The sequence below is a fragment of the Pseudomonas sp. ICMP22404 genome, from assembly GCF_006227205.1.
In the GTDB taxonomy this organism is placed as follows: Bacteria; Pseudomonadota; Gammaproteobacteria; order Pseudomonadales; family Pseudomonadaceae; genus Aquipseudomonas.
Genome location: NZ_VCNG01000012.1, coordinates 16275 through 28255, shown reverse-complemented (window position 1 = coordinate 28255; position 11981 = coordinate 16275). Strand labels below are relative to the sequence as shown.

Genomic DNA, 11981 nt, shown 5'->3' with positions numbered 1-11981 from the left:
ACTGGTCGGGAGTGGATTCCTGCGGCATCATGGGCAAATTTTGCATGGCAGCCCAAAGGAAGCCCCATGAATCTGCCTCCCCGTCAGCAGCAAATCCTCGAACTGGTCCGTGAACGCGGCTATGTCAGCATCGAGGAAATGGCTCAGGTGTTCGTCGTCACCCCGCAAACCATCCGCCGCGATATCAATCAACTGGCGGAGATGAACCTGCTGCGTCGCTACCATGGTGGTGCCGCCTACGATTCGAGCGTTGAAAACACCGCTTACGCCATGCGCGCCGATCAGATGCGCGATGAGAAACAACGCATTGCCGAAGCCATCGCCGCCCAGATCCCCGATCATGCGTCGCTGTTCATCAACATCGGCACTACCACCGAATCCATCGCCCGGGCACTGCTCAACCACAACCAGCTCAAGGTCATCACCAATAACCTGCACGTGGCTTCGATCCTCAGCGCCAAGGACGACTTCGAAGTGTTGATCGCCGGCGGCAACGTACGCCGCGACGGTGGCGTGGTGGGCCAGGCCAGCGTCGACTTCATCAACCAGTTCAAGGTCGATTTCGCCCTGGTGGGTATCAGTGGCATCGACGAAGACGGCAGCCTGCTGGACTTCGATTACCAGGAAGTGCGCGTCTCCCAGGCAATCATCGCCAACGCCCGGCAAGTGCTGCTGGCGGCGGACTCCAGCAAGTTCGGGCGCAACGCCATGGTCCGCCTGGGGCCCATCAGCCTGATCGATTGCCTGGTGACCGACCAGCAACCAGTACCGGCCCTGGTGCAGTTGCTGAACCAGCACAAGATTCGGCTGGAAGTGGTTTAACGGCAGCTTCAAGCTGCTACTTTTCAGCTTCAAGAGATCGCAGGCTTCGCCAGCTCCTACACCATACCTGTAGGAGCTGGCGAAGCCTGCGATCTTTTTTATGTTCGAAAATTTTCTTTTTGACGTCTTTCGATGAGTTTTTTCAATCGGGATCGACTAGCCGCTGCTGTATTAATGGGCTAGTATTTTCGCAAATGAACATTTATGTTCGAATTCAAATGTCATGAAAGAAACCCGAGGCCAGCCGATGCCCACCTCCACATTGCCTACGCCCCCTATCGCCGAAATCTACGACATTGCCGTCATTGGCGGCGGCATCAATGGCGTGGGGATTGCCGCGGACGCTGCCGGTCGCGGTCTTTCGGTGTTCCTTTGCGAAAAGGATGACCTGGCCAGCCATACCTCCTCGGCCAGCAGCAAGCTGATCCACGGCGGGCTGCGCTACCTCGAACATTACGAATTCCGCTTGGTGCGTGAAGCGTTGGCCGAGCGCGAGGTGCTGTTGGCCAAGGCCCCGCACATCGTCAAGCAGATGCGCTTCGTACTGCCCCACCGCCCGCACCTGCGTCCGGCCTGGATGATCCGTGCCGGTCTGTTCCTCTACGATCACCTGGGCAAGCGTGAACAACTCGCCGGCTCCAAAAGTTTGAAATTCAGTGCCGACAGCGCGCTGAAAAGCGAAATCACCAAGGGCTTCGAATATTCCGATTGCTGGGTCGACGATGCACGGTTGGTGGTGCTCAATGCCATGGCGGCGAGAGAAAAAGGCGCGCACATCCACACCCGGACCCGTTGCGTGAACGCTCGCCGCAGCAATGGACTGTGGCATTTGCATCTGGAACGCGCCGACGGCAGCCTGTTTTCAATCCGTGCCAAGGCGCTGGTGAACGCAGCCGGCCCGTGGGTCGCCAAGTTCATTCGCGATGACCTGAAGATGGAATCCCCCTACGGTATTCGTCTGATCCAGGGCAGCCATGTGATCGTGCCGAAACTCTATGAAGGCGAACACGCGCATATCCTTCAGAACGAAGACCAGCGCATCGTGTTCACCATTCCTTACCTGAACCAGTTCACCCTGATCGGCACGACCGACCGCGAATACACCGGTGATCCGGCTAAAATGGCGATTACCGACGGCGAAACCGATTATCTGTTGAATGTGGTCAACGCCCACTTCAAGAAGCAGATCAGCCGTGACGACATCCTGCACAGTTATTCCGGTGTACGTCCGCTGTGCAACGACGAGTCCGACAACCCGTCGGCCGTGACCCGGGACTACACCCTGGCGCTTTCCGGTGGCGGTCAAGAGGCGCCCTTGCTGTCGGTATTCGGCGGCAAGCTGACCACCTACCGCAAGCTGGCCGAATCGGCCATGACGCAGTTGGCCCCCTATTTCACCCAGATGCAACCGAGCTGGACCGCCAACGCCCCGTTGCCCGGCGGCGAGAACATGACCACCCCGCAAGCGCTCTGCTCGGTGATCCGCGATAAGTTCGACTGGGTACCGACCGCCCTCGCGCGCCGTTGGGCCACCACCTACGGCAGCCGTACCTGGCGCATGCTCGAAGGCGTGCATAACCTGAGCGACCTGGGCGAGTTGATCGGTGCCGACCTCTATACCCGGGAGGTCGACTACCTGTGCAGCGACGAATGGGCCGTCGATGCCCGGGACATTCTGTGGCGCCGCAGCAAATTGGGCTTGTTCACCACCCCGGCCGAACAGGAAAAGCTGCAGCAATACCTGGATAAAGTCGCCCACAACCGCCGCAAGATCGAAGCGGCCTGATCGATAGCCTGCTCGACCGAAGCCCCTGAGTCCTCCGATTCAGGGGCTTTTTGCTGTCTGAAATCTCGCCACCGGCCCTGTGGGAGCGAGCCTGCTCGCGATAGCGACGGCACATCCAACCTCTATTGATTCAGACACACAGCTATCGCGAGCAGGCTCGCTCCCACAGGGGACTCAGGCATTCGGTTTTCCGAACGCGACCCGGCAGTCGGTTCGGCTAACCGGATGACCTGTTCACAAAAAACCTGAAGAAAAACTTTAATACCTATACAAAACAACAGGTTAACCACGACTCCCTGGTCTGGCACGGGTCATGCTCTACACTCCTGGAGACGAATGCCTGGACGCCAACACACCAGGAGCAACTGGACATTCGAAGTACTCAGGGCCGAACCGGCTGAAATAAAAAAAACAATGTCGAGGAAACATCGATGCGTATCGTTCCCCATCTCCTGGGCGCAGCCGTTGCTGTCGCTCTGATCAGCACCCCAGCTTTCGCTGCCGAACTGACCGGCACGCTGAAAAAGATCAAAGAGTCCGGCGTCATCACGCTCGGGCATCGCGACGCCTCCATTCCGTTCTCCTACATCGCGGACGCTTCCGGCAAGCCGGTCGGCTACTCCCACGACATCCAGCTGAAAGTCGTCGAAGCCCTGAAAAAAGACCTGGACCTGCCGAATCTGCAGGTCAAGTACAACCTGGTCACTTCGCAAACCCGTATCCCACTGGTACAGAACGGCACCGTGGACCTGGAATGCGGCTCCACCACCAACAACGTCGAGCGTCAGCAGCAGGTTGACTTCTCCGTCGGCATCTTCGAGATCGGCACCCGCCTGCTCTCCAAGAAAGATTCCAAGTACAAGGATTTCGACGACCTGAAAGGCAAGAACGTCGTGACCACCGCCGGCACCACCTCCGAGCGACTGCTCAAGGCCATGAATGCCGACAAGCAGATGGGCATGAACGTCATCTCCGCCAAGGACCACGGCGAATCCTTCCAGATGCTGGAATCGGGTCGTGCCGTCGCGTTCATGATGGACGACGCCCTGCTGGCCGGCGAAGCGGCCAAGGCCAAGAAAGCCGATGACTGGGCCGTCACCGGTACGCCACAGTCCTACGAAATCTACGGCTGCATGATGCGCAAAGGCGACGAGCCGTTCAAAAAGGCTGTGGATGACGCCATCAAGGCCACCTTCGCGTCGGGCGAGATCAACAAGATCTACGACAAGTGGTTCACCCAGCCGATCCCACCGAAAAACCTGAACCTGAACTTCCCGATGAGCGACGAGCTCAAGGCACTGATCGCCAATCCGACCGACAAGGCGGCTGACGACAAGAAGTCCTGATTTTTCTGACTAACCTTATCTCCTGAAGGGGCCCGGCCCTTTCAGGGGATGGTCACTCCCAGCTGACAATAAGGAAACACTCGAACCGGTGGCTGTCGAGCCGGACGCGTGTGCCTGGCCTTCAAGGTCGGGCGGGAACGGAGCTTCCCCAGGCGGGCATCTGTACATCGAACGATCTGAGGGGAGACCCTAATGAATTACAACTGGGACTGGGGCGTGTTCTTCAAGTCCACCGGCGTGGGCAGCGAGACTTATCTCGACTGGTACATCGCCGGCCTGGGCTGGACCATCGCCATCGCCGTCGTGGCCTGGATCATTGCCCTGCTGCTGGGCTCGGTCCTGGGTGTGATGCGCACCGTGCCGAACCGGCTGGTGTCGGGTATCGCCACCTGCTACGTGGAGCTTTTCCGTAACGTGCCGTTGTTGGTGCAGCTGTTCATCTGGTACTTCCTGGTACCCGACCTGCTGCCGGAAAACCTGCAGGAATGGTACAAGCAGGACCTGAACCCGACGACTTCGGCCTACCTGAGCGTCGTCGTGTGCCTGGGCCTGTTCACTGCCGCCCGGGTCTGCGAACAAGTGCGCACCGGTATCCAGGCGCTGCCACGCGGCCAGGAATCCGCTGCCCGGGCCATGGGCTTCAAGCTGCCGCAGATCTACTGGAACGTGCTGCTGCCCCAGGCCTACCGGATCATCATTCCGCCGCTCACCTCGGAATTCCTCAACGTCTTCAAGAACTCCTCCGTGGCCTCGCTGATCGGCCTGATGGAACTGCTCGCGCAGACCAAGCAGACCGCCGAGTTCTCCGCCAACCTGTTCGAAGCCTTCACCCTGGCGACCTTGATCTATTTCACCCTGAACATGAGCCTGATGCTGCTCATGCGCATGGTCGAGAAGAAAGTCGCGGTGCCCGGCCTCATCTCCGTGGGGGGTAAATAATGGAATTCGATTTCAGTGGTGTCGTTCCGGCCATTCCCGGCCTGTGGAACGGCATGGTGATGACCCTCAAGCTGATGGTCCTGGGCGTGGTCGGCGGCATCGTTCTGGGTACGATCCTGGCGCTGATGCGCCTGTCCCATAACAAGTTGCTGTCCAATATCGCCGGCGCCTACGTCAACTACTTCCGCTCGATCCCGCTGCTGCTGGTGATCACCTGGTTCTACCTGGCGGTGCCGTTCGTGCTGCGCTGGATCACCGGCGAAGACACGCCAATCGGCGCGTTTGGCTCCTGCGTCGTGGCGTTCATGATGTTCGAAGCCGCGTACTTCTGCGAAATCGTGCGGGCCGGCGTGCAGTCGATCCCCAAGGGCCAGATGGGCGCCGCCCAGGCGCTGGGCATGAATTATGGCCAGACCATGCGCCTGATCATCCTGCCCCAGGCGTTTCGCAAGATGACCCCGCTGCTGCTGCAACAAAGCATCATCCTGTTTCAGGACACCTCGCTGGTCTACACCGTCGGCCTGGTGGATTTCCTCAATGCTTCGCGAGCCAATGGCGACATCATCGGCCGCTCCAATGAGTTCCTGATCGTCGCAGGTCTCGTGTACTTCACAATCAGCTTTGCCGCCTCGCTGCTGGTCAAGCGTCTGCAAAAAAGGTTCGCCGTATGATCTCTATCAAGAACATCAACAAGTGGTATGGGGACTTCCAGGTACTGACCAATTGCAGCACCGAGGTCAGCAAAGGTGAAGTGGTGGTGGTGTGCGGTCCGTCGGGTTCGGGCAAGTCCACCCTGATCAAGTGCGTGAACGCCCTGGAGCCGTTCCAGAAAGGCGACATCGTGGTCGACGGCACGTCCATCGCCGACCCGAAGACCAACCTGCCGAAACTGCGTTCGCGGGTGGGCATGGTGTTCCAGCACTTCGAACTGTTCCCGCACCTGACCATCACCGAGAACCTGACCATCGCGCAGATCAAGGTGCTGGGCCGCAGCAAGGAAGAAGCCACCAAGAAAGGCCTGCAGTTGCTTGATCGGGTCGGGCTCTCGGCCCACGCCCACAAGCATCCGGGCCAGCTCTCTGGCGGCCAGCAACAACGCGTGGCGATTGCCCGCGCCTTGGCGATGGACCCGGTGGTGATGCTGTTCGACGAACCGACTTCGGCCCTCGACCCGGAAATGGTCAATGAAGTGCTCGACGTGATGGTGCAACTGGCCCACGAAGGCATGACCATGATGTGCGTGACCCACGAAATGGGCTTCGCCCGCAAGGTGGCGAACCGGGTGATCTTCATGGACCAGGGCCAGATCATCGAAGACTGCCCGAAGGAGGAGTTCTTCGGCGACATCAGCGCCCGCTCCGAACGTGCGCAGCACTTCCTTGAGAAAATCCTGCAGCACTGACAGCTCAACCCGTTCCCATGTGGGAGCGAGCCCGCTCGCGAAAGCGGACCAACAGTCAGCATCCATGTCGACTGTACTGTCCTCATCGCGAGCAGGCTCGCTCCCACAAGGGATCGGAGCTGCTTTGTGGATTTGTGTTGTGGTTGACCCAAGGCTTCTGTGATGAAATGCGACCCCACCCTCTATCGCGCGACGCCGCCATCACTTGCCGTGAAACCCCGCCTGATCCGCCATTTGTTCCTGCCGCCGTTGATCATCGCCCTGATGATCGGCCTGGGTTACCTTGGTTTCTGGATCAGCGAGCACTACGGCATTCGCGGTCTCGCCGAGAATGGCGAGCGCCAGCTGGAATTGCACGCCCGCGCGGTCGAGAGCGAGATCAGCAAGTACACCTACCTGCCCAGCCTGCTGGAGCTTGAGTCCAGCGTCTCGCAACTGCTCGACGACCCGACACCGGAACATCGCAAGACCGTCAACGAATACCTCGAAGGCCTGAACCGCCGCAGCCGCAGCCGGGCCATCTACGTGATGGACACCACAGGCCGGGTCATGGCCACCAGCAACTGGCGCGACGTCGACAGTTACCTGGGCGAAGACCTGTCCTTCCGCGCCTATTTCCAGAACGCCGTTCGCGGCCAGCCGGGACGCTTCTACGGCATCGGCAGCACCAACGGCGAACCCGGCTATTACCTGGCCCATGGTCTGGAACAACAGGGCAAGATCATCGGCGTGGCCGTGGTCAAGGTCCGGCTCGAAGCCATGGAGGAACGCTGGCAACGGGCGCGACTGGAAGCGTTCGTCAGCGACGAGAACGGCATCATCATTCTCTCCAGCGACCCGGCACGCCGCCTCAAGTCCGTACGTCCGCTGAGTGATGACACCAAGGAACGCCTGGCCCGCAGCCTGCAGTATTACTGGTTCCCGCTGAACGAACTGATCCCCCTGGCCCGAGAACGGCTGACCGAAGGCATGGAGAAACTGACGTTCCCGGCCAACACCGAAGTGGCCGCCGAAAAACAGGCCATCAGTTACCTCTCGCAGACCCGGCCCCTGAACGACACGCCGTGGAATTTCACCCTGCTGACGCCCCTTGAAGACCTGCGACGCCAATCGATCAACCAGGGCATCCTGGTGGCCGTGGCCTTCGCCCTGGTGGCGTTCCTGCTGATCGCCTGGAACGAACGGCGCAAGGTCATCGCGACCCGCCTCGCCGCCCGCGAAGCCTTGCAGGAAGCCAACAGCCAGCTCGAACGTCGGATTACCGAACGCACCACCGACCTGCGAGCCAGCAACGATCGGCTCAAGAGCCAGATCCGCGAACGCCGGCAGGCCGAAGAAACGTTGCGCCGGGCCCAGGACGAACTGGTACAGGCCGGCAAACTGGCAGCCATCGGCCAGATGTCCACCAGCATCGCCCACGAGCTCAACCAGCCGTTGGCCGCGCTGCGCACCTTGTCCGGTAACACCGTGCGCTTCCTGGAACGCGGCCAGCTGGATACGGCCAGCGCCAACCTCAAGACCATCAACGAACTGATCGATCGCATGGGGCGGATCACCGCCAGCCTGCGTTCCTTCGCCCGGCGCGGGGATGACAAGGGCCGCGCCAGCCTCGGCAAGGCCGTCGAGGCCGCCCAGCTACTGCTGGCCGCTCGCCTTGAAAGCCAGCATGTCCAGGTGCATACCGGTTTCGATAACGTCCAGGTGCAGATCGACCAGACGCGCCTGGAACAGATCCTGGTGAACCTGATCGGCAATGCCCTGGACGCCATGCAGGGCCGACCCGAGCCACGGCTGTGGCTCGAAGGCCAGGCCCAGGATGGGAAATATCGCCTGCGGGTACGGGACAATGGCCACGGTATCGACCCGGAAACACGCAAGCATCTGTTCGAGCCCTTTTTCACCACCAAACCCGGCGAACAAGGCCTGGGCCTGGGCCTGACGCTCTCGGCGAGCCTGGCCGCTGCCGCTGGCGGGCACCTGGATGTCGAGCACCCGGATGGCGGTGGCAGCACCTTTGTCCTCAGTTTACCGTTGGTAAGCCCTTTATCTGCCGAGCCGCTATGAACAACGACCTGAGCGTACTGATCGTCGAAGACGATCCCCATGTCCTGCTGGGCTGCCAGCAGGCCCTGGCCCTGGAAGACATTCCCTGCGTCGGCGTGGGCAGCGCCGAGGAAGCCCTGGCACGGGTCGGCGATGACTTTGCCGGCATCGTCATCAGTGACATCCGCCTGCCGGGCATCGATGGCCTGGAGCTGCTGACCCGCCTCAAGGCACGGGACCGCAGCCTGCCGGTGGTGCTGATCACCGGTCACGGCGACATCTCCATGGCGGTGGGCGCCATGCAGAAAGGCGCCTACGACTTCATGGAGAAACCCTTCTCTCCCGAACGCCTGGTGGACGTTGCCCGTCGCGCCCTGGAACAGCGCAGCCTGGCCCGCGAGGTCACTTCGCTGCGCCGGCAACTGGCCGAGCGCGACTCCCTGGAGGGCCGGATCATCGGCCGTTCGCCAGCCATGCAGCACTTGCGGGAATTGATCGCCAACGTCGCCGATACCTCGGCCAACGTGCTGATCGAAGGCGAAACCGGTACCGGCAAGGAATTGGTCGCCCGTTGCCTGCACGATTTCAGCCGACGCCATGGTAAACAGTTCGTCGCACTGAACTGCGGCGGCTTGCCAGAGAACCTGTTCGAGAGCGAGATTTTCGGCCATGAGGCCAATGCCTTCACCGGTGCCGGCAAGCGTCGGATCGGCAAGATCGAGCACGCCGACGGCGGCACGCTGTTTCTCGACGAAGTGGAAAGCATGCCCCTGCCCTTGCAGATCAAGTTGTTGCGCGTGCTGCAGGAGCGCACCCTCGAACGGCTGGGCTCGAACCAGAGCGTGGCCGTGGATTGCCGGGTGATCGCCGCCACCAAGTCCGACCTGGATGAACTGGGTCGGGCCGGGCAGTTTCGCAGCGACCTGTACTACCGCCTCAACGTGGTGACCCTGGAACTGCCGCCGCTGCGGGAACGGCGCGAAGACATCCTGCAACTGTTCGAGCATTTTCTTCAGCAGTCATCCCTGCGCTTCGACCGTACGGTGCCGACGCTGGACAACCAGACCCTGTCGAACTTGATGAGCCACGACTGGCCGGGCAACGTACGTGAGCTGCGCAACGTCGCCGAACGTTTCGCCCTCGGCCTGCCGGCCTTCAAGAAGTCCGGGGCCAGCGGCGGCAGCCAGGGCCTGGCCTTCGCCGAAGCGGTGGAAGCCTTCGAACGCAACCTGCTGGTCGACGCCCTGCAACGCAGCGGTGGCAACCTGACCCAGGCCAGCCTGGAACTGGGGATGGCCAAGACCACGCTCTTCGACAAAGTCAAAAAGTACGGCTTGAGCCATTAACCGGGGACGATAAAGCTGTGGACCTGATTTTCAAGGCGGCGCTCGGCGCGACGGTGGTGGTGGTCCTGGCGATGCTCGCCAAGACCCGAAACTATTACATCGCCGGGCTGGTGCCGTTGTTCCCCACCTTTGCCCTGATTGCCCACTATATCGTCGGCAAGGGTCGTTCGGTGGACGACCTGAAGACCACCATCGTGTTTGGCATGTGGTCGATCATTCCCTACTTCGTGTACCTGGCGACGCTGTACATCATGGTCGACCGCATGCGCCTCGAGGCTTCGCTGGCCGTGGCGGCCGTGGCCTGGCTGATGGCGGCGACGGTGCTGGTCAGTGTCTGGGTGAGGGTGCACGGCTGAATGTAGACGGCACCCTGTGGGAGCGAGCCTGCTCGCGATCGCGGTGGATCAGCGTGTGGCGATGCTACCTGTACTGCCGCCATCGCGAGCAGGCTCGCTCCCACAGGGGCCGGTGCGACCGCGGTCTCTGCGATCACCCCATACCATTGTGGGAGAGCATGCGCGCGATCGCGCCGGATCAGTAGCCGACGGTGAACCGCGTGCCTGAGAACTGCGGTGCTTCCACTTCATCGATCATCGCAATGGCATAGTCGGCAAAGCTGATCCAGCTGCGCCCGGCGGCGTCAAACATCAGATGGTCCTTGCCGAGCCGGAACTGGCCGGTGCGGGCGGTTTCCACGAACTCCGCCGAGGGCGAGAGGAAGGTCCAGTCCAGGTCCTGCTCCTTGCGCAGCACGTCCAGGAACAAAGCACCGGCAGTGGCTTCGGCCAGGTATTCCTCTGGAAAACCATCGCTGTCGATCACCCGGCTATTGTCCGGCAACAGCAGCGAGCCTGCGCCGCCCACCACCAGTAACCGCTTGACCCCGGCGGCCTTCAGCGGAGCGACAATCTTGTCGGCCGATACGGTGGCAAAGTGGGCAGCGCTGATCACGACATCGTGACCGTCGACTGCGGCAGTCAACGCCTCGCTGTCCAGTACGTCCAGTTGCTTGCAGGTCACCCCGGTCCTTTCCCCGATTTTCGCGGTATTACGGGCGATGGCCGTCACACTGTGACCGCGACGCAGGGCTTCTTCCATCAGTTGGCTACCGGCACGACCGGTAGCGCCGATGATTGCGATTTTGCTCATGATGTTCTCCAGTGATTAACGATGTTTGAAAATACTGTTGTGAATACAAAGCCCGTGGGAGCAAAGCTTGCTCGCGATGCAGACGCCGCGATTTTCAGAAAGACCGAATCAAATTCATCGCGGGCAAGCCTTGCTCCCACAGGCCTTGCTCCTGCATAACAAGAACAAGTCCCTCACCACTTCATCTCCCCCTTCGCCACCTTGGCACTGAGCGCCAGGGAGCTGTCTTCCCCCAGGTTGGGATAACGTTGTTCCATGGCCGCGATCAGCGCAGCGGAATCCTTGGCGCGAGCGGTCTCTTCGTCGAACGCCTTGATGTACCCGGCGGTGAAGGTGACCGCGGCGAGGGAGCGGGCACTCTCGCCCAGGTAATGCCCCGGGATCACGGTGCTCGGTTGCAACCTCTCAATACCGGCCAGGGTCGCCAGCCAATCCTTATGGGATTGCGGCGTCTGGGTGTCGGCCATCCAGACGTGAATGTTCTCGGCCACCACCACACCGCCGACCACCGCCTTGATCGAAGGAATCCACAGGAAACTGCGGTCCGATTGTGGACCGTCGAGGCCGACGATCTGCAAGCGCTGGCCTTCCAGCATCAGGCTGTCGCCCTTGAGCACTTGGGGCACGACAGCCTTGGCCGGCGCGTCGGCCTTCAGGATCGGCCCCCAGTATTTAAGCTTGCCGTCGACGGTCTGCTTGATGTGCTCGACGGTCGGTGCAGACGCCAGCACCTTGGCTTCAGGGAACGCAGCGGTCAGGGTTTCCAGGCCGAAATAGTAGTCCGGGTCGCCATGGCTGATATAAATCGCGATCAATTGCTTGCCGCTGGCGCGGATTTTCTGCACCACCTGTTCAGCCTGGGATTTGCCGAACTGGGCATCCACCAGAATCGCCTCCTTTGCGCCACTGACCAGTACCGAGGTCACCGGGAAAACCGCCGCCTCGCCAGGATTGTAGACGTCGAGCGTAAGGTCGGCGGCCCAGGCGTGGGCGGTGAAGACCAGGCCGGCGGTTGCCAGCAACAGGCGCTTGAGTGAGGGGATTGCGGTCATGCTGTGCTCCGTTGTCCATGGGCCCGAGGGCAATGAAACGGAGCTTAGTCATCTGGTTCGTTCCAAAAAATGCGATGCTACGACATAGTTTGTTTC

The 11981-nt window shown here is 60.8% G+C and carries 11 protein-coding genes; 9 read left to right on the top strand and 2 right to left on the bottom strand.

All coding sequences use genetic code 11. The annotated features are described in order from the left end of the window. Positions 1 to 66 precede the first annotated feature (66 nt). The 9 genes from FGE05_RS20270 (at position 67) to FGE05_RS20230 (ending at position 10040) form a co-directional block, all read left to right on the top strand. Complete coding sequence (locus FGE05_RS20270; RefSeq protein ID WP_139647722.1) at positions 67 to 822, top strand: DeoR/GlpR family transcriptional regulator; 756 nt, start codon at positions 67 to 69, stop codon at positions 820 to 822. A 247-nt stretch (positions 823 to 1069) separates the two neighbouring features. Further along, positions 1070 to 2608, top strand: a complete 1539-nt coding sequence (glpD, locus tag FGE05_RS20265; RefSeq protein WP_139648027.1) for a glycerol-3-phosphate dehydrogenase — start codon at positions 1070 to 1072, stop codon at positions 2606 to 2608. 431 nt (positions 2609 to 3039) lie between these two features. After that, the gene (locus FGE05_RS20260; protein ID WP_139647720.1) at positions 3040 to 3954 is read left to right on the top strand and encodes a glutamate/aspartate ABC transporter substrate-binding protein; all 915 of its coding nucleotides are present in this window, start codon (positions 3040 to 3042) and stop codon (positions 3952 to 3954) included. 192 nt (positions 3955 to 4146) lie between these two features. Beyond that, complete coding sequence (locus FGE05_RS20255) at positions 4147 to 4893, top strand: amino acid ABC transporter permease (RefSeq protein ID WP_041020252.1); 747 nt, start codon at positions 4147 to 4149, stop codon at positions 4891 to 4893. Further along, complete coding sequence (locus FGE05_RS20250) at positions 4893 to 5564, top strand: amino acid ABC transporter permease (RefSeq protein WP_041020253.1); 672 nt, start codon at positions 4893 to 4895, stop codon at positions 5562 to 5564. Before FGE05_RS20255 ends, FGE05_RS20250 begins: the two co-directional genes overlap by 1 nt. After that, the gene (locus FGE05_RS20245) at positions 5561 to 6295 is read left to right on the top strand and encodes an amino acid ABC transporter ATP-binding protein (protein WP_024779491.1); all 735 of its coding nucleotides are present in this window, start codon (positions 5561 to 5563) and stop codon (positions 6293 to 6295) included. Before FGE05_RS20250 ends, FGE05_RS20245 begins: the two co-directional genes overlap by 4 nt. Positions 6296 to 6457: 162 nt before the next feature. Further along, on the top strand, positions 6458 to 8359 hold the full coding sequence (locus tag FGE05_RS20240; RefSeq protein ID WP_139647718.1) for an ATP-binding protein: 1902 nt from the start codon (positions 6458 to 6460) through the stop codon (positions 8357 to 8359). After that, positions 8356 to 9684, top strand: coding sequence for a sigma-54 dependent transcriptional regulator (locus FGE05_RS20235; RefSeq protein WP_139647716.1), 1329 nt, complete (start codon positions 8356 to 8358; stop codon positions 9682 to 9684). Before FGE05_RS20240 ends, FGE05_RS20235 begins: the two co-directional genes overlap by 4 nt. 26 nt (positions 9685 to 9710) lie before the next feature. Continuing rightward, the gene (locus FGE05_RS20230) at positions 9711 to 10040 is read left to right on the top strand and encodes a GlpM family protein (protein WP_175384719.1); all 330 of its coding nucleotides are present in this window, start codon (positions 9711 to 9713) and stop codon (positions 10038 to 10040) included. Positions 10041 to 10218: 178 nt separating this feature from the next. Here FGE05_RS20230 and FGE05_RS20225 read toward each other — a convergent pair whose 3' ends face one another. Next, positions 10219 to 10833, bottom strand: coding sequence for an NAD(P)-dependent oxidoreductase (locus FGE05_RS20225; RefSeq protein ID WP_139647713.1), 615 nt, complete (start codon positions 10831 to 10833; stop codon positions 10219 to 10221). 173 nt (positions 10834 to 11006) lie between these two features. Continuing rightward, positions 11007 to 11885 carry an MBL fold metallo-hydrolase gene (locus FGE05_RS20220; RefSeq protein WP_139647711.1) on the bottom strand — a complete coding sequence of 293 codons (879 nt, stop codon included), beginning with the start codon at positions 11883 to 11885 and terminating at the stop codon, positions 11007 to 11009. Positions 11886 to 11981 lie beyond the last annotated feature (96 nt).

What these genes read in the sequence shown, in the direction of transcription:
- FGE05_RS20260 (WP_139647720.1), top strand. Translation starts at nt 3,040, where the DNA reads ATGCGTATCGTTCCCCATCTCCTGGGCGCAGCCGTTGCTGTCGCTCTG.
- FGE05_RS20245 (WP_024779491.1), top strand. Translation starts at nt 5,561, where the DNA reads ATGATCTCTATCAAGAACATCAACAAGTGGTATGGGGACTTCCAGGTA.
- FGE05_RS20255 (WP_041020252.1), top strand. Translation starts at nt 4,147, where the DNA reads ATGAATTACAACTGGGACTGGGGCGTGTTCTTCAAGTCCACCGGCGTG.
- FGE05_RS20240 (WP_139647718.1), top strand. Translation starts at nt 6,458, where the DNA reads ATGAAATGCGACCCCACCCTCTATCGCGCGACGCCGCCATCACTTGCC.
- FGE05_RS20235 (WP_139647716.1), top strand. Translation starts at nt 8,356, where the DNA reads ATGAACAACGACCTGAGCGTACTGATCGTCGAAGACGATCCCCATGTC.
- FGE05_RS20225 (WP_139647713.1), bottom strand. Translation starts at nt 10,833, where the DNA reads ATGAGCAAAATCGCAATCATCGGCGCTACCGGTCGTGCCGGTAGCCAA.
- glpD (WP_139648027.1), top strand. Translation starts at nt 1,070, where the DNA reads ATGCCCACCTCCACATTGCCTACGCCCCCTATCGCCGAAATCTACGAC.
- FGE05_RS20270 (WP_139647722.1), top strand. Translation starts at nt 67, where the DNA reads ATGAATCTGCCTCCCCGTCAGCAGCAAATCCTCGAACTGGTCCGTGAA.
- FGE05_RS20220 (WP_139647711.1), bottom strand. Translation starts at nt 11,885, where the DNA reads ATGACCGCAATCCCCTCACTCAAGCGCCTGTTGCTGGCAACCGCCGGC.
- FGE05_RS20250 (WP_041020253.1), top strand. Translation starts at nt 4,893, where the DNA reads ATGGAATTCGATTTCAGTGGTGTCGTTCCGGCCATTCCCGGCCTGTGG.